The sequence below is a fragment of the Priestia sp. YIM B13489 genome (assembly GCF_042787645.1).
Lineage (GTDB): Bacteria > Bacillota > Bacilli > Bacillales > Bacillaceae_H > Priestia > Priestia megaterium.
Genome location: NZ_JBHZOQ010000053.1, coordinates 3,204,024 through 3,225,044, shown reverse-complemented (window position 1 = coordinate 3,225,044; position 21,021 = coordinate 3,204,024). Strand labels below are relative to the sequence as shown.

At 38.3% G+C, this 21,021-nt stretch carries 18 protein-coding genes; 11 read left to right on the top strand and 7 right to left on the bottom strand.

The window, feature by feature from the left end:
* Entirely contained in the window at positions 1–1,701 is a 1,701-nt protein-coding gene (locus tag ACFX4W_RS22390; protein WP_043981574.1) for an L-lactate permease, read from the bottom strand.
* Positions 1,702–2,083: 382 nt separating this feature from the next.
* Between ACFX4W_RS22390 and ACFX4W_RS22385 the strand changes: the two genes are divergently transcribed.
* The 7 genes from ACFX4W_RS22385 (at position 2,084) to ACFX4W_RS22355 (ending at position 11,661) form a co-directional block, all read left to right on the top strand.
* The gene (locus ACFX4W_RS22385) at positions 2,084–3,409 is read left to right on the top strand and encodes an FAD-binding oxidoreductase (protein WP_052500340.1); all 1,326 of its coding nucleotides are present in this window, start codon (positions 2,084–2,086) and stop codon (positions 3,407–3,409) included.
* On the top strand, positions 3,410–4,771 hold the full coding sequence (locus ACFX4W_RS22380; protein ID WP_377560112.1) for a (Fe-S)-binding protein: 1,362 nt from the start codon (positions 3,410–3,412) through the stop codon (positions 4,769–4,771).
* Positions 4,755–6,206 carry an FAD-linked oxidase C-terminal domain-containing protein gene (locus ACFX4W_RS22375; RefSeq protein ID WP_043981575.1) on the top strand — a complete coding sequence of 484 codons (1,452 nt, stop codon included), beginning with the start codon at positions 4,755–4,757 and terminating at the stop codon, positions 6,204–6,206. The genes ACFX4W_RS22380 and ACFX4W_RS22375 overlap by 17 nt, the downstream gene beginning before the upstream one ends.
* Before the next feature lie 171 nt (positions 6,207–6,377).
* Positions 6,378–8,555 carry a malate synthase G gene (locus tag ACFX4W_RS22370; RefSeq protein ID WP_043981576.1) on the top strand — a complete coding sequence of 726 codons (2,178 nt, stop codon included), beginning with the start codon at positions 6,378–6,380 and terminating at the stop codon, positions 8,553–8,555.
* 107 nt (positions 8,556–8,662) lie between these two features.
* Positions 8,663–9,439, top strand: coding sequence for a fumarylacetoacetate hydrolase family protein (locus ACFX4W_RS22365; RefSeq protein WP_043981577.1), 777 nt, complete (start codon positions 8,663–8,665; stop codon positions 9,437–9,439).
* 51 nt (positions 9,440–9,490) lie between these two features.
* Positions 9,491–10,285: an IclR family transcriptional regulator gene (locus ACFX4W_RS22360; RefSeq protein WP_043981578.1), complete on the top strand. Its 795-nt coding sequence runs from the start codon at positions 9,491–9,493 to the stop codon at positions 10,283–10,285.
* 143 nt (positions 10,286–10,428) lie between these two features.
* On the top strand, positions 10,429–11,661 hold the full coding sequence (locus tag ACFX4W_RS22355; protein ID WP_025751295.1) for an aminopeptidase: 1,233 nt from the start codon (positions 10,429–10,431) through the stop codon (positions 11,659–11,661).
* Positions 11,662–11,801: 140 nt separating this feature from the next.
* On the opposite strand, the gene ACFX4W_RS22350 is transcribed toward ACFX4W_RS22355, so the two are convergent.
* Positions 11,802–12,182: a DUF4183 domain-containing protein gene (locus ACFX4W_RS22350; protein ID WP_043981579.1), complete on the bottom strand. Its 381-nt coding sequence runs from the start codon at positions 12,180–12,182 to the stop codon at positions 11,802–11,804.
* 134 nt (positions 12,183–12,316) lie between these two features.
* On the opposite strand from ACFX4W_RS22350, the gene ACFX4W_RS22345 reads away from it, so the two are divergent.
* A complete protein-coding gene (locus tag ACFX4W_RS22345) occupies positions 12,317–12,679 on the top strand; it encodes a DUF4183 domain-containing protein (RefSeq protein WP_230183529.1) in 363 nt (120 codons plus the stop codon).
* Between the two features lie 57 nt (positions 12,680–12,736).
* Here ACFX4W_RS22345 and ACFX4W_RS22340 read toward each other — a convergent pair whose 3' ends face one another.
* Together ACFX4W_RS22340 and ACFX4W_RS22335 are read right to left on the bottom strand one after the other, a co-directional pair.
* A complete protein-coding gene (locus tag ACFX4W_RS22340) occupies positions 12,737–12,871 on the bottom strand; it encodes a hypothetical protein (RefSeq protein ID WP_013083673.1) in 135 nt (44 codons plus the stop codon).
* Between the two features lie 80 nt (positions 12,872–12,951).
* Positions 12,952–13,443, bottom strand: a complete 492-nt coding sequence (locus ACFX4W_RS22335) for a hypothetical protein (RefSeq protein WP_013083672.1) — start codon at positions 13,441–13,443, stop codon at positions 12,952–12,954.
* A 407-nt stretch (positions 13,444–13,850) separates the two neighbouring features.
* Here ACFX4W_RS22335 and ACFX4W_RS22330 point away from each other — a divergent pair, with 407 nt between their 5' ends.
* The 3 genes from ACFX4W_RS22330 to ACFX4W_RS22320 all read left to right on the top strand — a co-directional run bounded on the left by ACFX4W_RS22330 (position 13,851) and on the right by ACFX4W_RS22320 (position 16,067).
* Entirely contained in the window at positions 13,851–14,270 is a 420-nt protein-coding gene (locus tag ACFX4W_RS22330; RefSeq protein WP_013057548.1) for a hypothetical protein, read from the top strand.
* Positions 14,271–14,342: 72 nt separating this feature from the next.
* The gene (locus ACFX4W_RS22325; protein ID WP_043981580.1) at positions 14,343–15,359 is read left to right on the top strand and encodes a glycine-rich domain-containing protein; all 1,017 of its coding nucleotides are present in this window, start codon (positions 14,343–14,345) and stop codon (positions 15,357–15,359) included.
* A gap of 129 nt (positions 15,360–15,488) precedes the next feature.
* A complete protein-coding gene (locus ACFX4W_RS22320) occupies positions 15,489–16,067 on the top strand; it encodes an HAD-IA family hydrolase (RefSeq protein WP_028409020.1) in 579 nt (192 codons plus the stop codon).
* Between the two features lie 2 nt (positions 16,068–16,069).
* Here the strand turns inward: ACFX4W_RS22320 and ACFX4W_RS22315 are convergent, their stop codons facing one another.
* From ACFX4W_RS22315 to ACFX4W_RS22305, 3 genes are all read right to left on the bottom strand, one after another.
* Positions 16,070–16,666: a mechanosensitive ion channel family protein gene (locus tag ACFX4W_RS22315; RefSeq protein ID WP_280559853.1), complete on the bottom strand. Its 597-nt coding sequence runs from the start codon at positions 16,664–16,666 to the stop codon at positions 16,070–16,072.
* A gap of 843 nt (positions 16,667–17,509) precedes the next feature.
* Positions 17,510–18,532 carry a hypothetical protein gene (locus ACFX4W_RS22310; RefSeq protein ID WP_043981581.1) on the bottom strand — a complete coding sequence of 341 codons (1,023 nt, stop codon included), beginning with the start codon at positions 18,530–18,532 and terminating at the stop codon, positions 17,510–17,512.
* 969 nt (positions 18,533–19,501) lie between these two features.
* Positions 19,502–20,965: a hypothetical protein gene (locus tag ACFX4W_RS22305; RefSeq protein ID WP_013083667.1), complete on the bottom strand. Its 1,464-nt coding sequence runs from the start codon at positions 20,963–20,965 to the stop codon at positions 19,502–19,504.
* Between the last annotated feature and the right edge of the window lie 56 nt (positions 20,966–21,021).

The following is a 21,021-nucleotide window of genomic DNA, read 5'->3' as shown; positions in this document are numbered from 1 at the left end:
TTAAGGAATCATCCACGATAATACATTAGATTGTAAAAATGTTAATACGCAGACAATCAGCAGTAAAAATAAGCTGTGCTTCACCGTGAAACGAAGCAAATCGGACTCTTTTCCAGCCAACCCGACCGCAGCACAGGCAACGGCGATGGACTGCGGTGAAATCATTTTACCGGTTACTCCACCAGAAGAGTTTGCTGCAAGCGCAAGAAGCGGATCCATTCCAATAGATGTAGCCGTGATTTTTTGCAAGTTGCCAAACAATAAGTTGGCTGAAGTATCTGATCCTGTAATAAAAACACCGAGCCAGCCGAGTACAGGAGAGAAAAAGGGAAATAACGCGCCTGTTTTAGCTAACAGCAGTCCTAAGGTTGTACTCATTCCAGACGCATTTGTCACGTAAGCAAATGCCACAACGGACATAATGGTAAGCAGCGGCAACGCTAATTCTTTGCACGTCTCGTTAAACGTAATGAACCAGTCTTTCCAAGAGATGTTGACGATAAATTTTGTGACAACAGCAGACAACAGGATAGCTGTGCCGGCAGCGCCTAGTAATTCTAACTTATACACTGCCGCAATCGGTTCTCCATTTCCATTTAAAATTAAATTATTTAACCAAGGTACTTCTGGCATAAACGTTAAATAATGTCCGATGGAATTGATAGCGCTCAAAAAAGCGTTAGCTCCTTCATAATGTCCTGTCAAAGCGGTTTTGATTTGAGGAATTCCCCATATAGAAATAAAGATCGTTAAAATTAAAAAAGGTGACCACGCCTTTGCAATTTGAGCCCCCGTGAATGCGGGTTGATCTTGAGTTTCTCTTGGCTCAGCCGAAGCGGAAGCTACTTCGTGTGCTGCTTTTTCAGATTGAAAGCGAAACGTTGTTTTCGGTTTCCAGAATTTTAAGAAAATAGCGAGCGCAAAAAGTGAAACGAGTGCCGATAAAATATCGGGAAGTTCCGGTCCTAAAAAGTTAGAGCTGACAAACTGGGTAAGGGCAAAAGAGATGCCGGATACTAAAATAGCAGGGAGTACTTCTACTGTTTTCTTAAATCCTGCCATTACAAAAACCAAATACAGGGGAATAAATACAGAAATAAAAGGAAGCTGGCGGCCTACCATTTTAGAGATTTCCATTGCCGCTACTCCAGTAGGACCTTCCATAGCCGTGATAGGAATACCGATTGCACCAAAAGCAACGGGTGCTGTGTTTGCTAATAAACATAAGCCAGCGGCATACAGCGGATTAAATCCTAAACCTACCAGCAGAGCTGCTGAAATAGCAACAGGTGCTCCGAAACCAGCGGCCCCTTCAAGAAAAGCCCCAAACGAAAAAGCCACCAACAAAGCTTGAAGTCTTCGATCTTCTGTAATAGATACGACAGAGGTACGAATAATATCAAACTGACCGGTTTTTACGGTTAGTTTGTAAAGAAAAACGGACGTAATGATAATCCATCCAATCGGCAGTATACCGTATACGGCTCCTTGACTGGCTGACATAAAAGCCATGCTAGCCGGCATTTTATAAGCAAGTATTGCAACGGCAAGTGCGACCAGTAAAGTTGTAACTCCAGCCATATAACCTTTCATTCGTTTAATAGCCAGAGCCCAAAAGAAGTAAAGAATAGGAATCAAAGCGATTAATGAAGACCAAATGACGCTGTTTCCTACAGGAGTGAACTGCTGTGTCCATGTCATAACTAACACCTCATTTTCAAATTAGTGAACTATAAATTTAGTAAAATGAAACCATTAAAACTACGATGATAAGGTCATCTGATGACTTATGTAAAAATGAATTCGCTTACATTATATTCTAATCCTTTTAGGATAGGCAAGTACTAAAAGAAACTTTTTTTCAAAAGAACGGACATTTTTTTGGTGATAAGAAGAAAATACTGGTTGAAAATCCCAAGAATAGGTGATTTAATGATTGTAAGCGCTTGAAATATATCTTTTCATCTATTCTACTAATTATTCTTCTTATTAATCTACTACTTTTAGTCGTATTATATATGGCACTTCTTTATGTTATTAGTGAAACGTTGTTTGCTATTACAAAACGAGAGGAGTCAATTTATTGAGTACGTTGAAGCTTCCAGGTCATTTAAAATCCATTTTATCTCACCCTTCCACACTTGAAGAACAGCATATGAATCACTTCCTTGGAAATAACGGGTCCCTGCATATTAAGCCAACTTCAGAACAAGAAATAGCAGCCGTTTTAAAGTATGCGACGGAACACGGAAAAAAAGTCGTCATTGAAGGGAACGGTACAAAAAAAGGGTTTGGGGGACTTATAGATACAGCAGACCTTTTGCTTTCGCTGACTGAATACAGCGGAATTGTTGAACATACAGTAGGTGATATGACGGTTACTGTAAAAGCTGGTACGCCGTTTGGAGAGCTGCAAACGTATTTAAAAACGCACAATCAGCAAGTTTCACTTGATCCAGCTCTAGGAGACTACGCTACAATCGGCGGAGTTATTGCAGCGAATGAAAGTGGTCCAAAGCGCTTATCTTATGGATCGGCTCGAGATGCAGTAATCGGTATGAGAGTCGTATATTCAGATGGAACCATTGTTCGTTCAGGGGGAAAAGTCGTCAAGAACGTGGCTGGCTATGATATGAATAAGCTGTTTATTGGTTCAATGGGAACGCTCGGCGTTATATCCGAAATAACGTTAAAGCTGCGTCCGCTGCCCAAGTATCAAAGCATTGTCTTTATTTCTTTTTCAACAGGCAATATCGAAGAAATTCATGCGTTTGTTAGCAAAGTCTTAGATTCCATGATAGAGCCTGTTGCTTTGGAGTTATTAAATCCTTCTCTGGCTGAAGATGTAATAGGGCAGCATCTGTTTACGCTTGTAATCAGCTTTGAAGATGTGGAAAGTTCCGTTCATTATCAAGAGAATTACATCAAAAGTATTCAGCCGTCTGATACGATTTTAAAAGTGCTGCATGAAAAAGAAGCCGAAGTATTTTGGGGATTTTTTAGTAACATTAGTCCAAATGGTGCATGCTGTTCTTCCGAAGAGGAAACAGAAGCCGCGCTAAAAATTGGCGTACCAAATATGAATGTACTCGATGTAATAAACAAAAGTACTGCATTAAAAACGTCCCGTCCAATACTGATAAAAGCACATGGAGGAGTTGGACATGGTCTTTGTTCGATCTACATAAAAGGCTCAGAAGATGCCATTCTTTCCGTTATTACTTCATTTACTGAAACTGCCAAAACGTACGGAGGATATGTGGTCGTTAACCATTTGCCTTTTATACTGCGCCAAAAAGTAAATGTATGGGGAGAAGAACCTTCTCATTTTCCGTTACTAGCAGGAATTAAAGCAAAGATGGACGCTAAAAATGTGCTTAACTATAAACGATTTATAGGAGGAATCTAAGTGAATTCAGCGAAAGCCGATATCAAAGATGCTCCATGTCAAAGCGTTAGCAATTATTTGTGGAAAGACGCGCCAGACGAAAAAAAATGGGCGGATTGTGTACACTGCGGAATGTGCTTGGAGTCTTGTCCTACTTATGAAATAACGGGGCAAGAACAGCATTCACCAAGAGGACGCGTGCACCTTATCAAATCGGTAGCAGAAGGAAAAATAAGCGTGAATGAGCAGTTTACAGACCCTGTGTTTGCCTGTTTGGATTGCCGGGCCTGTACAACTGCTTGCCCTGCAAATGTAGATGTTGGCGGACTCATTGAAGAAGCTCGCGGCCAAATTCGCCAGGCAATGCCTTTGACGGGATGGAAAGGCATGATCAGCAAGTTTTTTCTAAAAGAACTTTTTCCTCACTCTCATAGCTTAGAAGCTGCAGGAAGCTTATTGAAGCTGTATCAAAAAAGCGGAATGCAAAAAATGATGCGCACAACAGGCTTGTTAAATATGATGCCGACACATCTAGCGGACATGGAACATGTAATGCCTAAAATTACCCGTTCTGTTCGAAAAAAATATAAAAAGAAACGCGTTCTAAAAGCAAAAGCCGAAAGAAAAGCAGAAGTTGCTTTTTTAACCGGCTGCATCATGGACGTCATGTTCAGTGATATTAATGAAGCGACTCTTAATGTATTACGAAGAAATGGAAACGACGTCGTTATTCCTCCATCTCAAACGTGCTGTGGTGCTTTGCACGTTCATGCAGGAGACCGAGACATGGGAAGACAGCTTGCAAAAAAAAATATAGAGGCGTTTCAGCATGCCGATACCATTATTGTAAACGCTGCGGGATGCGGCTGCATGTTAAAAGAGTATCCTGAACTATTTAGAGAAGAAGAGCAAGAGTGGCTTGAAAAAGCTGAAGTCTTTGCTGAAAAAGTCCAGGATATTTCAAAATACCTTCACGATACGGGATATCGCCCCCCGCAGACAAAGCTGCATAAGCGTATTACGTATCACGACGCTTGCCATTTAGCTCATGGTCAAGGAGTTAGAGAAGAACCAAGAGATATTTTACTTTCTATTCCGGGAGTGGAAATGGTTCATATGGCTAATGCGGACCGATGCTGTGGAAGTGCAGGAATTTATAATTTAACAAATCCTGATATGGCGGGAGCTGTGCTTCAAAGTAAAATGGAACATGTACCTCATGACGTAGAAATGATTTCAATGGGAAATCCGGGATGCATGCTGCAGATGGCAGTAGGAGTGAAAAAATATGGACGAAGTCAGCAGATTGTTCACACGGTACAGCTTTTGGAGTGGGCCTATCAAAAAGAAGAGGAGGAAGCACATCGTGTTGAAGAAAAATAGAATAAAAGATCTTCACGTAAAAAATCTTTCTCAACTAGTAGATGCACATTCTATTTTGCATCATAAAGAAGATTTGCTTGCGTACGACTGCGATGGGTTTACCATTCATAGACATTTGCCTAAAGCGGTGTTATTTCCTCAAAATACGAAAGAAGTTTCTAGCATTGTTAAATACTGCAATGAACATGATTTGCCTTTTCTTGCAAGAGGAGCAGGCACAGGACTGAGCGGGGGAGCAATTCCTCTTAATAACGAAGTGATTATTAGTTTAGTGAAAATGAAGCGCCTTCTTAGCGTCGACTATGAAAACAGGCGTGCCGTTGTAGAGCCGGGATTTATTAATCTTAAATTAACCAATTCAATCTCTGAAAAAGGATATTATTATGCACCGGATCCTTCGAGTCAATATTGCTGCACCATTGGTGGAAATGTAGCGGAAAACGCAGGAGGGGCACACTGTCTTAAATATGGAGTAACCACCAACCATATTTTAGGGCTAGAGGTGGTGCTTCCAAATGGAGATGTGATTGAGCTTGGCAAGCAAGGTATTCCAGATGAACCGGGATATGATTTATTAGGGCTTTTAACAGGATCAGAAGGGACGTTAGGAATCGTTACAAAAATTACGGTACGCATTTTGAAAAACCCTGAAGCAAAACAAACGGTTCTTGCTTATTTCGACCGCGTAGAAGACGGCAGCCAAGCGGTATCAGACATTATATCAGCCGGCATTGTGCCTGCCGCGCTTGAAATGATGGATAAAACCGCCATTGAAGGAGTGGAAGCTGCTGCGTTTCCAGTCGGACACCCTAGAGATATTGAAGCTCTTTTATTAATTGAAGTAGATGGCATTTCAGCCGGTATCGAAGAGCAAATCCTTCGTATTTTAGACGTATGTAAAAAACAAAAAGTACGGGAAGTGAAAGTAGCTGAAAGTGAAGAAGAACGCGCGAGGTGGTGGGCAAATCGTAAAACAGGATTTGGAGCGATGGGAGCTATATCCCCTGACTATCTCGTACAAGACGGCGTTATTCCAAGAAGTAAACTGCCTCAAGTGCTGAAGCGAATTAACAAAATTAGCGAAGAATCTGGCCTTCGCATTGCCAATATTTTTCACGCCGGAGACGGAAACTTGCATCCGCTTGTATTATTTGATGCTAGAAAGCCGGGGGAAACTGAAAAAGCACTCGACGCCGGAAGCGTATGTTTACAAGTATGTGCAGAAGCAGGAGGAACGATTACCGGCGAACATGGCGTGGGCATTGAAAAAAAAGAAGAAATGCGATTTGTTTTCAATGAAGATGAAATTCAAGCACAAACGAATATACGAGAAGTATTTAATCCTAAAAATCTATTAAATGCAGGAAAGCTGTTTCCAAGTCCGAGCCGCTGCGCTGAAGTCAAAAAAGAAATGAAAAAAGTAGAATATTTTTAGAAAATTCTTGAAAATATATTCGCTCGATGATATGATTTTTTTAACAAAAACAAAACACTGTTTCGTAATAAGAAACAGTACCGCATATGTTCGTCTTAACCATTTTGGCAAAAAGAAGTGAAAGCGTGTCCAAATTTAAAAATGTAAAAGAGTAAGAGGAGGAAACAGACGGTGACAAACTACAAACAAGTTGGAAATCTGAAAGTAGCTCCAGTTCTCTATCAATTTATCAATGAGGAAGCTCTTCCGGGCAGCGGCCTAAGTACAGAAAATTTTTGGTCTGATTTTGAAGCGTTAGTAACCGAGTTAACACCCGTAAATAAACGTTTGTTAGAAAAGCGTGATCAGCTGCAAGCTCGAATTAATGCGTGGCATCAAGAAAACCCTGACCGTGACTTTAGCGAATACAAATCGTTTTTAACGAGAATTGGCTATTTAGAAGACAAGACAGAAGATTTTCTTATTGGTACAGAAGGAGTAGACAGCGAAATTGCCTATCAGGCAGGACCGCAGCTTGTTGTACCAGTAAATAACGCCCGGTACGCTATTAACGCTGCTAATGCACGTTGGGGAAGTCTCTATGATGCTCTTTACGGCACTGATGCAATCAGTGAAGAAAATGGAGCTTCGCGCACGAGTTCTTATAATCCAATTCGAGGAGAAAAAGTTATTGCGTTTGCGAAGAATTTTCTTGATGCAGTTGTTCCGCTCGTTCAGTCTTCTCATGCGGAAGTGGTTCAGTACAGCCTTGAAAATGGAAAGCTTGTCGCTCAATTAAACGATGGCAGTTTAACCGAATTACAGGAAGAAGAGAAATTTGTAGGGTATCAAGGAGAAGAAGAAAGCCCTGATGCTCTTTTATTCAAAAACAACGGCCTGCATTTTGAAGTTCAAATTGATCGTACGGATTCGATTGGTAAAACAGACGATGCGGGTGTAAAAGATATTTTAATGGAAGCAGCTCTTACGACGATTATGGACTGTGAAGATTCAGTAGCGGCAGTAGACGCAGAGGATAAAGTAGATGTTTACCGCAACTGGCTGGGATTAATGAAAGGTGATTTGACGTCTACTTTTAAAAAAGGAAGTCAAAACATGACAAGGCGTTTAAATCCAGACCGTACCTATATTTCTCCGGACAAGAAAAAGATTTCACTGTCTGGCCGTTCGCTTATGTTTATTCGAAACGTTGGGCATTTAATGACAAACAGCGCTGTTTTAGATCGAAATGGCAACGAAATCTATGAAGGTATTTTAGACAGCGTGATTACTAGTTTAATTGCCAAACACACCTTACTTAAAAACGGCACGTATCAAAATTCTAAAAAGAGCTCTATCTATATCGTTAAACCGAAAATGCACGGCTCCGAAGAAGTCGCTTTTGCCAATACGTTATTTAATTCAATTGAAGATATGCTAGGGCTTGAGCGTCATACAATTAAAATTGGCGTAATGGACGAAGAGCGCCGCACGACGCTTAATTTAAAAGCGTGTATCAAAGAAGTAAAAGACCGAGTGGCTTTTATTAATACTGGATTCTTGGATCGAACAGGTGACGAAATTCATACCTCAATGGAAGCAGGCGCTGTTATTCGTAAAAATGATATGAAAACGTCTAAATGGCTTCAAGGCTACGAGCAGTCTAATGTAAATGTAGGCTTAGCAAGCGGATTCCAAGGCCGCGCTCAAATCGGAAAAGGAATGTGGGCAATGCCGGATATGATGGCGGAAATGCTTAAACAAAAAGTGGGGCATTTAAAAGCAGGAGCGAATACGGCATGGGTGCCTTCACCAACCGCAGCAACGCTTCATGCTCTTCACTACCATCAAATTGAGGTAAGAGATGTTCAAAACGAATTGCTTACTCAGTCTACTGATTTACAAGATGACATTTTGCAAATTCCTGTGGCAGAAAAACCAAATTGGAGCAAAGATGAAATTCAGCAGGAGCTCGACAACAACGCTCAAGGAATACTTGGGTATGTAGTGAGATGGGTCGACCAAGGAGTAGGGTGCTCAAAAGTACCTGATATTAATAATGTAGGGCTAATGGAAGACCGGGCAACGCTTCGTATTTCCAGCCAGCACGTGGCTAACTGGCTTCATCATGGAATTTGTACAAAAGAACAAGTAACGGAGACGCTCAAGCGAATGGCAAAAGTAGTGGATCAACAAAATGAAAATGATCCTCTGTATCAGCCAATGGCATCGAACTACAGCACATCCATTGCTTTTCAGGCAGCCTGCGATTTAGTATTTCAAGGCTATGATCAGCCAAACGGCTATACGGAGCCCATTTTACACCGCCGCCGTATCGAAGCAAAGGCAAAAGCAGCTATAAAACAGTAAAACAAACGGCCTGTCAGCATAGGGATGGCAGGCTGTACTTACACCTTCAGAATCTGACTATCTACTATTCTTATTAAAATTAAGCAAATGGGAAAAGGAGCTACGTTATGAAATTTGTAAGGTTCGCTGTACAAGATAGCCGTCATACAGGTGTACTAAAAGAGGATACGATCAGCGTCATTAAAGGAAATATATTTGAGAAATGGGACTATACAGGGCAGACTTTTTCACCGAGCGAAGTAAGGCTTTTGGCTCCTTTAGAGCCGAATCAAATTATTGGAATAGGCGCAAATTATGCAGCTGCAAAGTCGGAGCTGCCAAGAGAAATGCCTTCTATTCCTGTCTTCTTTTTTAAGCCCACATCCTCTGTGATCGGTCCAAACGAGGCCATTGTCATTCCAACCGCGATTAAGCACGTCAAGTTTGAATCCGAGCTTGCGGTTGTTATTGGAAAAGAAGCGAAGAACATCGCAAAAGAAGACGTGCTGGACTATATATTTGGGTATACACTTGGAAACGATGTAACGGCTCCGGATTATTTTCATGAAGACGGGCACTGGACCATTGGAAAATCCTTTGATTCATTTACGCCTCTTGGCCCCGTAATCGAAACGGAGCTTGATTTTAAATCCATTCATGTAAAAGCGTTTTTAAATGGCGTTGAAAAACAAAATAGCTCGACAGATTTAATGATTATTTCCGTTGAGCAAATGATCGCTTACCTTTCTACTGTTATGACCCTTAAGCCGGGAGATGTGGTTTTAACAGGAAGTCCGGTCGGCGCGGAGCTGGTAAGCGCAAACGATGTCATTGAATGCACCATCCGAGAAATTGGAACCCTCCAAAATCCGTTTGCTGCAGAGAAAGAACGTGTAAACGTATAAGAGTGATAAAAAATGCCCGGCAGTAACACGACACATAAAGGAGAGAAAAAAATGGAGAGAGAAAATATGGTGAAGTCTGTAAGCCGGGCGTTGGATATCGTCACAATTGTCAGCATGGAAAGAGAAGGGGTAGGCGTCACAGAAATTGCAAGGCAAATGGACATCAACAAAAGCTCCGTATACCGTATTCTAACTACTCTTGCTCAGTACGGCTATATTGAACAAGATCAAGAAACCGGGCGGTACAAGCTTGGGTATAAGTTTTTAGAAGTAAGTTCAAAGCTTTTAGATTCTATTGATTTACGAACGGAAGCAAAGCCGTTTTTGCAAGAACTTGAAAGTGAAACAAATGAAGTTATTCATCTTGTTGTCTACGATCAAGGTGAAGTAGTGTATATTGAAAAATTAGAAGGCAATCAGACGCTGCGCATGCATTCAAAAGTCGGGAAAAGAGCCCCTATGCACTGCACGTCTGTCGGTAAAGCTATCCTAGCTTTTTTACCGCTTAACACGGTAACAAGCATTCTTGAAAGAAAAGGCTTACCAGCTCATACCGATCACACCATTACAGATGAAGAAAGCTTTCTTCGAGAACTTTCGGAAGTAAAACAAAAAGGATATGCGCTGGATTTAGAAGAAAATGAATATGGAATTACCTGCATCGCAGCGCCTATTTTTGACCACCTTGGTCAAGTCGTTGCTGCAGTCAGCATTTCCGGTGCTACGATGCGTATGACAAATGAGCGATTAACGTATCTTCAAGAACGCATGGTTGATATAGGCAAGAACATTTCAGAGCGGCTCGGCTACAAAACTGAATCTGTGAAAGACAAAAGTTTGTTCTGATTCTTCGAGAACAAACTTTTGCTATATAATAATCTGTAAAATAACGTAATTATATTATGTAAACTACAGGCTAGGATTTTTAATTGATGTTTTATTCATGATACAATAAAGTCGTTAGAATATATACGTAAAGGAGATAAATTATGGAACAATTTGAGCGCAATATTGAAAAGTACGCCGAGCTGGCTGTAAAAGTCGGTGTAAACATTCAAAAAGGGCAAGTATTAAACATTAATGCCGATATTTCTTCCGCTGATTTTGTTCGTGAAATTGCGAAAAAAGCGTACGAAGCCGGAGCAAAGTCTGTGGATGTAGACTGGCATGACGATCATTTAGTTCGTTTGAAATATGAAAAAGCAGATGAATCTGTATTTAATGAATTTCCTGCTTGGAAAGCTCAAGCAAGAGAAGAGCTTGTGAAAAACGGAGGCGCTGTTTTATCTGTAATTTCAAGCGGTCCTGACTTACTAAAAGGAGTAGACGGCAAACGTATTGCTGCGTTCCAAAAAGTAAGCGGAAAAGCCATGAAAAAATTCCGTGAAGCGATCCAATCCGATAAAATCAGCTGGTCCATTGTAGCTGTTCCTTCAAAAGACTGGGCAGCAAAAGTATTTCCTGACGTTCCAGAAGAACAGCAGCAAGAAAAACTGTGGGAAGCTATTTTTAAATCCGTGCGCGTAGACCAAGAAGATCCAGTGGCGGCATGGGAAGAGCATAATGCTTCATTACATACAAAAGTAGACATTTTAAATGAAAAGAGATTTGCTAAGCTTCACTATAAAGCGCCAGGAACAGATTTAACAATTGAGCTTCCTGACAAACATATTTGGGTTGGCGCAGGCAGTGTTAATGAAGACGGCAACTCGTTTATGGCCAATATGCCAACAGAAGAAGTATTCACACTTCCAAAAAAAGACGGCGTAAACGGACAAGTAACAAGCACAAAACCGCTTAGCTACGCAGGAAACTTAATTGAAAACTTCACGCTAACATTTGAAAATGGAAAAATTGTTGATGTAAAAGCAGAAGAAGGCGAAGAAACGTTAAAGCACCTAATTGAAACAGATGAAGGTGCCAAATACTTAGGAGAAGTAGCCTTAGTACCGCATCAATCGCCAATTTCTCAGTCAAACATTATCTTCTACAACACACTGTTTGACGAAAATGCATCCAACCACTTAGCGATCGGAAGCTCGTATTCCTTCTGTTTAGAAGGCGGAAAAACGATGTCTAAAGAAGAGCTGTCACAAAACGGAGCAAACGACAGCATCACCCACGTTGACTTCATGATTGGCTCAGCCGAAATGGACATCGACGGCATTAAAGCTGACGGTACAAGCGAGCCGGTGTTTAGAAAAGGGAACTGGGCGTTTTGAATTAAATAAATAACAATAATAAAAGCTTCTGCGCTACATCCGCAGAAGCTTTTATTATGATCACTAAATTTCTGTAAAACTGAAACTTCATATATCTTACACGCGATTACGTTTTAAAATAAAACGATAGCAAGTTATTTTTAAGTTTGTACATCAGTTGTAGAATCAGGAGCAAAGTTAATAACTTCTAAAACTATAGGAGAACCTGTTAAAACGCTGGATCCTGCAGGAACAGTAATAGCTAAAGAACCGACACCTGTAGCTCCTGGCGTATATGTGGAAAGGCCAGCCATTTGTAAAACGCCGTTTATATATACATTGTAATAGCTGTTATCCGTAGCTAAAGCTGGAAGTGCAGTAGCCGCGCCACCTGTATCACCAAAAAAGTCAGCGGCATCTATTGTTAAAGTGGCTGCACCTGTAGTTGTAGCAGTTGCTGTATAAAAGAAACGTGAGACGGTCGGACTGGCGGTTACAGTGGTAGTAGCGGCTATAGCGAGTTTCATAATTTGAAGAGGCATAAACGTGTTACCTCCTTTCATGTTCTATCCTTCAATATATGCATTTGTTCCTTCTAAGGAATAGGTTTAATGGCATAAATTTAATTCTGAAAGACTATAACTAAACTAAGTACATCTGTGAAGGAGAGTTTTTCTTGAAGAAAAAATCTTACGGCTGCAATCACTATACAACCTCTTGTTCAACACCTTTTATTAAGCTTCCCGTGTTGCCTCAGCAGGAATTTAGATATATATTTCCGAAAAAAGTTCGCATCTTTGAATACTATACGGTAGCCGGAGGCAGCAAGCGCATCTTTACAGATCAAGATGCGTTAAAAGAATACGGCACTCAGCATATATTGGATCCTGAGAGCTACTCATACAGTAATCTATTCATAAACGGTGTGTTACAGCCTTCCTCCAATTACAGCGTCCAAAGAGGACTTCTTATCATTAACACGGAGGATATTCCTTTAGAAAAATCACCCGTGATTTTACAAATGATTAAAGTAATCTAACTTTCAACCACAAAATGCGAAGTACACATGCCTGCACATAAAAAAACAAGGTGAACGTTAGTCAGTTCCACCTTGCTGTGATTCTTCTTTTTTAACCGGAGCGTCACGCTTGAACATGTGATAGTAGGTAAACCCCAAGCATAGAGCGCCGGCGATTGAACAAAAATATTGCAAAAAACGGACGAAATCCATTGGAATGACCTCCCATTTTCAGTTTCGCTTCTAGTATGTACAGGGAAGTGAAATAATATGTGAAAAAGGGAGGTTTTCTCTTATAGTTCGTATGGTTCTTGAAGAGTAAGGTAAGGCTGCAGATCTTCAAGACCCAGACGCTTATTTAATTGTCTTTTCATTAAATCGTACTGGTAGATGAGGTGAAATTGATTTTTTTTCGGTGTTTCACAGCGAATGTATGTTTCTTGCCCGTTCTTGTCTGTGAAATGAATGGTTAATTCACCGAAATAGCGTTGAACAGGAGCTCCGTGAAGGCCTTTTTCATTTTTGACAACCTTTGAAAATTCTGCTCGTTGAATACGGTTAAATGGAATAATAGCTACTTGATTGATAACAAGACGCTGATCGTACATGTCAATTTTAGATATGGAAATTTGATTAATTCCTTCTGCAAATTTAACATGCCCGTTTACAGAAACAAGCGGTTTGCGATCCTCAGGATCAACAGCGCCTTGAGGCCGCTTAATGACGTAGAAGCTAGCTACGCCAAGTGCTACGATACCAACCACAACAATAAGTGCAAACATCATTTTGCATTCCACCTCCTGAGTATAGATGTGTAATCTGAATTTAACAGCAAGCTGTTTCAGTTGCCATATTGCCTCAACAATGAGGGTAGAGAAAAGCAGTTCGGCAGTTCATTATAAGTATATACATACGTTCGACAATATGGTGTGATATTCCTTCTTATTATGACTTTTTTACGACAAAATGGGCAAAACTCTTTTCGAAAATGAAGTGAATCAGTTACAATTTAAGGATAAGGTACCAAATTTCTTTTTTATCTCAAAAAAGTGCAGAAAAGCGTAAAAAATTCTAGGTACTTTCTCATATTTTTACTATTTTTATAGAATTTATTCCAATTTCTAATCCTTTATCGTGTATAATCTCTTGTGTGCAGCATGATATACATAAAGGTGTAAGGAGGCACAGTTCATTGTCTTTATCAGCAAAAAAGATATTATTATTAGTTTTAGTAGTTATATGTTTAGTGTTAGTTGTGATGCAATTCATAAATCGATCAGCAGAGCCGACTTCCGAACAGGCCCAAGAAACACTGAGTAAGCTCCCTGAACAAGAAACCGTTAAAGAAAAAGCAAAGGGCGACGAGGAAGCGCACAAATATCGAGTGTATTATATTACTATTGAAAAAATCGAAAATGGTACATACAGCGGAACAACAAAAGAAGGAACGGGCATTAAATTTTCCGATAAAAATTTAAATGAACCGATTCCAAGCAATTTGAAAAAAGGGGATATTGTTAAAGCATACTTTGATCTTGAATATAGCACCAAAGGTCTAGTCAAAGTAGAAAAGGTAGACGAGATGCCTGATGATGACGAGAGCTCAAGTTAATTGAGCTCTTTTTTTGTATTTTACGAATGTGGTAAAATATTGAATATATAGACGCGGTATAGGGGGAAGAAGATGATAGCAGCAATTATAGTAGGAGCGGTAATTCTTTTAGCTTTGATTATTAAAGGGATTGGAAAGCCAAGGGGATTTCGCTTGTATAAAGAGGAGCTTCCAGATGAGCTCGGAATACATGAAGGTAATGGTTTTGAAGATATTGTTCATTCACTAGAAGATTCTTTACCGAAAGCCTATGTTCAACAGGTAAAACAGCGTATACAAAGGGGAAATACAAAAGACGATGAAGTAGAATGGACGTTTTTTGAGATGAAGCGCTACTTTTTATTAAATGCAGTCATCAAAGACGTACCGATGTTTAGTGCAAAAGTAGATGAAGTGTGGCACGAAATGATTATGTTTACAGTGGATTATAAGCGTTTTACAGAACACTTTTTCAGCCGTTTTTTGCATCACCAGCCAAATGTAGATACAGCTCCATCCCCCCAGCCGGATAAGCGAGCATTCTTCGATTGGATGTATGCTCATTTGTTTGACATAACGGGCAACAGCCGACTGCTTTGGGGAAAATTTTTTCAGCATCCGCTTGGTAAAAGTACGCTTCAAGATTTTCAAAGATTATCAGAAGATGAATTGCTAGATCGCTATTTTTTGAGAAACGGCAAATGGGAAGAACAGCAGAGAGCCCTGATTCAAACGTTAAAAGAAGAAATCGATGCTGCTCGAAAGAGAAAAAAAGCAGGCGGATCAACTTATTTTAAAAAAACGGCTAAAAAAGGAAATGTATCAAACGAACTTCTTCTTCAAGGCTTTGTTTTTTATTCTCTCTACAAAGCCACCAACTTTTCAAGCCATATGAATGAGCTGCTGCTATATAAAAAAACGATATATGCGGGAGATACAGCCTCTTACAGCGGCTATAGCTGTTCAAGTCCAGGGGAAGACAATCGCCACCATCACCAACACGATGGAGGGCATCACCATCATGACAGCGGCAGCAGCTGTTCGAGTTCAAACTGCAGCAGCTCTAGCTGTTCAAGCTCCAGCTGCGGGAGTGGGTGCAGCAGCAGCTGATAAAGTAAAAAAACTCGTATAAAACGAGTTTTTTTTACTTTAAATGCAACGACGACAAAATGGTTCACTGACAAGCAATGAAAAATTTGGTATAATCGTTACGTTTTTAAAAAAGGAGAGACAGTGAAAATGAATATTTTATGGGACTTTGATGGAACCATCTTTGATACCTATCCAACGATTGTAAAAGCATTCAAAGAATTACTAACAGATCAAACGATTTCAGAAGACGATATTTTAAAACAAATGAAGATATCTTCTGACGTAGCAATTAAGCACTTCGATATTGAAAAGTCTTTGTTTGATAAACACTTCCATGTGCTTGAACAGAAAATCAATCCTAAAGATAAGCCTGCTTTTCCTCACGTAGAAGACGTACTGAGCTTTGCGGATACAAATGTAATTGTTACGCATAAATCTAGACAGTCTACTCTTGATATTCTGGCATTTTTTAATATGGAGCACTATTTTACGGAGATTATTACAAAAGATGATGGCTACAAACGAAAGCCTGATAGCGGCGCTTATGCCTATCTTCACGATAAGTATCAGCTCGATTTAGTGATTGGAGACCGCGAGCTTGATTTAAAACCTGCCCGTGAACTGGGAATCAAAACATGTGCATTTCAAAATGACGACATTGAAGCAGATTATCACCTTACATCATACGATCAATTCTTTACAACAGTAGTAAATAAAAACTCGTGAAGCTATTCTTCACGAGTTTTTATTTGTTCAGGCTTATGTACTTCGGGAATTTCACCGAGCGTATAGTTCGCTACTTTTGTAATGTTACTATTAGCAAAAAAGTAAAACTCTCCGTCAACTCCGCGAATTTTTGTCGTGCGCAATCCAATTTCTTCAACAGTTCCTTTCGTATCATTTATGGATACGTGATCTCCTACTGAGAATTGATCTTCAAATAGAATAAAAAAACCGTTTAAAATATCTTTAATCAAATTTTGTGCACCTAAGCCTGTAATAAATCCTGCTACACTAATACCAGCTAAGAGTGCTTTCATATTAATTCCGATTGCTTCTAAAGATGTGATAAGTACAATAAAATACACGACGTACATGACAATACTCAGACAAAGCTTTTTCAGCGTTATTTCTTTACGTTCGTTGTACCTCAGCAGTTTAGTTTTAAATCTGAAATCAAAGATTTTATTAATTACACTGCGAGCAAACCTGATAACGATTTGAGCAATAATGAAAATCAAGATAATCTTTATAATTACTTCACTAATGTAAATCCACTTACCGGTATTAAATAAAGTTTGCTGTACCCACTGTATGTCTTTCATGACTAAGTCCCTTTCTTGCTTTATAAAATTTTCTCTACTGAATAGTATAATTTATTTTTAAAAATATACTACTAGAATTTATGAAGAGGCGTTTAAACTATTATTTTATTTTAATTTATTTGTAGTTGGTATATGAAATGAAAACTCCTTAATTTAGAAAAAGAAAAAATCCTCAAGTATAGATATCTTTAAAACATTTCTTTATACAAATATTAAATAAAACCTTATAGCAGAGATTAAGATAGATCTTATTAACAAACATTATATACAGATATTAAAGAAAGAAAAATCCTTTAAAAACCCAATGATATCAAGGGGTAGCGAGGAGAATGCTTTTCAATAAATAACTGTGTGGAAAAGAGCCCTTTTTTGTGAACAGCATCCTTTAGCTAAAGGACGTTTTTTATAACAACAGATATAGAAACTATTTTATTCACTATGTTTTTTCTTCTGCAATAGACGAATTTTAAAACTCATAGTATGAAGATTTCTGTTAAAAGTATGAATTATTTCCACTGTGGATAAAAATAGTCGTGTTAAAGAGTAAATAACCTGGAAATTATCGTTAATAAAAAAATAAAAGGGATGTTTTTATTAACAAAAAGGATGATATAACATTAATTGAATATGTTTTCTTTCTTTTGTGGATAAGTATGAAGGTATTTTTTTAGCCATATTCCGTAGTTATACACAAGAAATATCATTTATTTGAACTCATTACGTTTATATAGATAGGATAATGGGATTGGATAGCTGCAAAAAGGGGTGTTTGTTTGCATTATTTGTATCAAAAAGAGAAGAGAAAGGAGAGAAAATGAAAAAAAGGCATGCCAAAGAAGCCCCTTATGAAGCTGTAAGTTCGGCAGGGACTTGATCTTGAAGATTTTTTGAAAGCTCTTTTCGAATGAGCGTACGGATTTTTCCACCGTAATTTTCAACGACTTGAGCATCATGGCTGAAGAAGGCCTGTTCAATCAGCGAATAAAGGGCAGACTTCACTCGTTCAATACCATATTCAAAAGAAAGCTGAACCAAATCAGCGATGTCTTCGTTTTGGAATGAAGACATAACAATTCCGGTAGAATCTGTGCTGTGTCCAGATAATTTTACAAAAGTCTCTTCAATAGTACGTCGAATCGCCGCATCGTATTGATCTTTCTTTTCTTGTTTTGACATCTTGCCATTTTTAGCTCCGTCTTTTAAAACAAAGAAAATAGTAGATCCTTGGACAACGGTTTTAAATGCGCTCGTCTGTGTTTCAGCTATTTTTTGCATCATACCTTTGTAGTGAGTATATTTCGGCGTGAAAATTTTATAATCATTAAAGCTAATTTTTGAAGTGTTTTCTCCAGGATTAAACTGACGCTTAATCGTATCGTTGTCATAAACCAATTCTTTGCGCAGCTCTAAGCGAAGGGCATTTACGTTTTCAATTAGAATAAGTTCTTCAAAGCGAGTATATTCTAATTCCATAAACCCAAAGCCGTGTTCTTCAAAATATTGAGGATAGGGAACAATACAAATATTGATTCCTTTGCCGCTGCGAGAATAGGAAATTAATTCTGTTTCTGCTAATACTATATTGTTGTTGCGAACTGTTCGAACGGTACAGTTCAAAGCGGCTGCAATCTCTTTTTCAGAAACATCACAAATAATACCTCTTTCATCAACGTGAAGGAAGTGATAAAAAATTAATTGTGAAATTTGAGATTTAGATAAACGGTGATGCTCTGCCACTGTTTTGATTGTGGGGTTCCCATGAGCGTCTAGGTCCATGTGATCTTCAATATCTTTATATTTTTCTACGGTGCTAGACAATTGGCGAATAATTTGTTTTCCAATTTTCGCAAATTCTTTTTTTATCATGAGAATCCCTCCAATCTATTTCATATCAACAATAATTTATTAGGGTAAAATAACAAAGAATACCTTGTGAAAATTATATCAATAAGAAACAGAATCGCAAACGAACGAGTAGTACGCTAAAAACGGCAAAAGGTTCAAAGAATGCTGTCATATCAAGGGGTGCAGCGTATAGGTTTTTTAGTACGACAAAAACGGCAAAAGCAAGCAAGCGCCGGCAGAACAGTGTTTGTTACGATCAGTAAAAATCAAAAAAAACTTTATGCGTTTTAGTACGTAAAAAACGGCAAAAGGCTCAGTATAGTACGCCAAAAATAGCAAAAGTGAAGAATAGTACGCTAAAAACAGCAAAAGTGATCTCGATTCACCTAAAAAAAGGTAAAAAAATCACTTCTCTGATCGTTGTAAATAGCACAATGAATTTTGTTAGTACGTCAAAAATGGCAAAAGCTATTTTTAGTACGTGAAAAACGTCAAAAACGACGTAGTAGTACGACAAAAACAGCAAAAGTTTTCGTTTGGTACGTCAAAAATGGCAAAAGCTTTATAGGTGCTGCGAAAAAAATAAAAAATGGGGTTTGAAAAGGCAATAACAAAGGGAAAAGCAACGTTTAGTACGCAGAAAACGGCAAAAGTAGTGAAGGAGTACGTAAAAAACGGCAAAAGGTAGGATTGTTTTACGGGAAAAAGAGAATAATTAACAATTAATAAGTGATTATGAGTAAATAAAATGAATGTAGTACGTCAAAAATGGCAAAAGAATCAGAGTGGTACGTCAAAAACAGCAAAAGGTAGTAATTAGTACGCTAAAAACGGCAAAAGAAGCGAACAGGTACGTCAAAAACGGCAAAAGCTTCTGGTTAGTACGTTAAAAATGACAAAACTTCCAAACTATGAAATAAAAGTAGAGGGATATTTTGTATTTATAAGCTGAAAGTGGCAAAATATCAAATAAAAAAGGAAGGGAACAATTTACCCTTCCAATGTTTCTCTATGTTCTCCTCCAAAATAGTCTTGAATTTCATAATTTTGAAGAGGAATAAAAGAGATTTCAAATCCTTGAAGTTTTTGCTGATAACTTTGGATAAGTACTTGATTGCTAACAAACTCTGCTAGAGATTCATTAATTAATTTTAGATTGACATCAATTTTCTTTGAACGAAAACGAACTTTTGAAGCAAAATATTGATACGGGTAAAAATGGGTGTAAGACTTCTCTTGTAAATAACAATCTAATCGCTCTTTTTGAAATGCATACAGCAGCAAAGAAGACAGCGAGTTATCTTTAAACTTTTTAATAACGTCACTGTAAATTTGTACAAACTGCTGATTTAAAAAGCCTTGATGCGTATCGTCGCTAAATACGATGGTTGCATATCGTCTGCCCGTTACTTCATCGGTTTCAATAACAGCTTTTTGGAAGAAGTTTATCGCAAATTTTGTATCTCTGGAATTTTTCTTCTTCGCTACACCTTCTACGTGGTACCTGGCAATTTTCATAATGCGGGCTTCAACTGCTTCATAGTTTTTTACACCTTTTGAATTATAAATTTCTTTCACGATATCCGCTAAATCAAGAGTCACCGTTTTTTCTTTATAAAACATCTCGTCGCGCTGTGAAAGAGCAAACTGGATAATTTGGGAATCTTTTGGGTCTAAAACCATATTTCGTTTGGAAAGAACCGTTTGATTATCATTCACAGGGATAATGGTGCGAATGAAATATTCTTCATCAACTTTATAGTCATTATATAAAACGACTTCTTGGGAGTTTGTTTTAACTTCCATATTGGTTTTAAGAGAATGACTTTCGTTTGAGAAGATAGGGGCCTCTACCCACGAATTTAATCGTTTATCAATCCAGTTACTCAAATTTCCATTGTATTTTTCTAATATGATTTCAGCAATTAAAAAAGTAAAGTCCGTGTGAAATGCTTTCTCTATTTGATAATTCATTTTTGAATCTAAATAAGGAAAATCGGTAATGTTTGTTTTTTTACTTTTAGCCCATGCCTCTACTTCTTTTAACTTTATCTTTAAAATATCTTCAGGTTTTTCCACGCCAAACAGTTTTTTTAAGTGTTCGGTATCCACTTTTTTATCCATCACTTTTTTGGCCAATTCAATGTCTTCAAAAATAGGATTAGGCTTTTCTGCTTTAATATCTTTTTTTAAGGTTTGCAGCCAGTTTTTCTTATTCGATTGTCTTCTTTTGTAGGCCGGGTTTCGTATTTCCTTAGGATTTATTAATTTATTCTCTAAAACAAACGTATCTTGCAATATATTTAAAATGTAGTCTTCTATAAAATCTTTTTCATTCGAAAAAAACGAATGAGAATCATATAAAAAGTCTATGCACTTTGCTTTGATATTGTCATCGATCGCATCGCTGATTTGTTTAATAAGGTAAGGAGAAAAATTGGATGGTTCGTTCATGTTGACCTCCTCTGTATGTATTTAATCTGTAACAGTCTTATTATATCTTTTTTGAA